Raw genomic sequence first — 1235 nt, 5'->3', positions numbered from 1 at the left:
AGCCTGAGCCACTATCGTTTTAATAACCGGGATGAAGCCATCTCAGTAATACGGGAATACATTGAGATTTTCTACAATCGTCAGCGTCGTCACTCTCGTCTGGGGAATATCTCCCCGGCAGCCTTCAGGGAAAAATATCATCAGATGGCTGCTTAAAAAAAGAACAAATGGTAGTGTCCGCTATTGCCAGTACACCTCCCCCCTCTCTTGTCCATGTATCGACGGATGTGTTCTGGTTTTATGGAATCTGCCGGCACCTTACCGAATACGGCAAGCAACTTTTTTGATGTTGCAGATAATCTTTTTGTGTTCTTGGACTGAGGTCACTGTAATAGGCGCTGGCGAGGAATTTTTCCCACAAGCGACCGAATGTCATTGCACGATCGCGATTATTTACAGTTTCCTCATACTTTTTCCATAAAGCAGCTAAACCATCCTTGATGGCGGTTAGTGTTACAGATTCGCTGGATGTTGGTTTCCATACATAACTATATTTATTTGGGTATACATTTGGAGGTAATTTTTCGTGTTCAGGATTTTTCCTTCGTCTTCCCATCAGATCGCACCAAAATTCGGCTCTACCTCGCGTGGTGGTAAAGTTTTATTGCAGGTAAATAGATCCCGGCTGACAATCGGTTTGCCACTACGATTGGTATAGAACGGAAGCCCGTTTTCCATTAACCATTTTCGCTGGTGGCTTGCATATTTGCAGCCCGTTAATATTAGCAATTCATCTTCGGTTAAAAATAAGCTGCTCATAGCTATATCTCATAACCGCCGCTAACTATATACGGTTAGCGGCAATTAGGGTTGAACATTAAAAATCAGCCTGACTCGGGATCAGTTTTTGCCAGATAGCTGAAACGTATTTTGCCTGGTAACGAGCGTCATCAAGTGCATTATGGCGCTCACCTTCGAATGGAATAGCCGTTCTGGCATCGAAGTCTATGGCTTTCCCCAGCTCAACGATTGTGCGTACATCGCGATCGTTGTAGTAACGCCACGGGCAGGGGATCCCCTGCCGTTCGTATGAACGGCGCAAAATCGTGTTGTCGAAGTTGGTTCCATTTCCCCAGACCTGAACAAAAAATTCACCGGAGTTTTCGTCGATAAATTCCCGCAATTGTAACAGTGCAGTAAGCGTGCAGCAAGAACCGTATTGACGGGGATGTGTTATTCAGTCGGCAGTGCTACGCGCCAGGGGAGCAGTTCGCCGACCCGGTTTATCGGCCAGT

Annotated in this window: 3 protein-coding genes and 1 pseudogene; 1 reads left to right on the top strand and 3 read right to left on the bottom strand. The window is 46.0% G+C overall.

What is annotated here, in order from left to right:
• On the top strand, positions 1-156 hold a 156-nt coding region (locus BFF42_RS17750; RefSeq protein WP_001392677.1), incomplete at its 5' end, for an IS3 family transposase.
• A gap of 17 nt (positions 157-173) precedes the next feature.
• Here the strand turns inward: BFF42_RS17750 and BFF42_RS17745 are convergent.
• The 3 genes and pseudogenes from BFF42_RS17745 to BFF42_RS17735 all read right to left on the bottom strand — a co-directional run.
• Positions 174-556: pseudogene (locus BFF42_RS17745) on the bottom strand (tyrosine-type recombinase/integrase); the annotation flags it as partial.
• Positions 556-759 (bottom strand): DUF4224 domain-containing protein, encoded by a 204-nt coding sequence (locus BFF42_RS17740; RefSeq protein WP_000096344.1) that lies wholly within the window; start codon positions 757-759, stop codon positions 556-558. The gene BFF42_RS17740 and the pseudogene BFF42_RS17745, both read right to left, overlap by 1 nt.
• Positions 760-817: 58 nt before the next feature.
• Positions 818-1177, bottom strand: coding sequence for a 3'-5' exonuclease (locus BFF42_RS17735; protein WP_073692993.1), 360 nt, complete (start codon positions 1175-1177; stop codon positions 818-820).
• Between the last annotated feature and the right edge of the window lie 58 nt (positions 1178-1235).

Source organism: Shigella sp. FC1661 (genome assembly GCF_001712525.1).
In the GTDB taxonomy this organism is placed as follows: Bacteria; Pseudomonadota; Gammaproteobacteria; order Enterobacterales; family Enterobacteriaceae; genus Escherichia; species Escherichia coli.
This window is presented reverse-complemented; position numbering and strand designations above follow the sequence as displayed.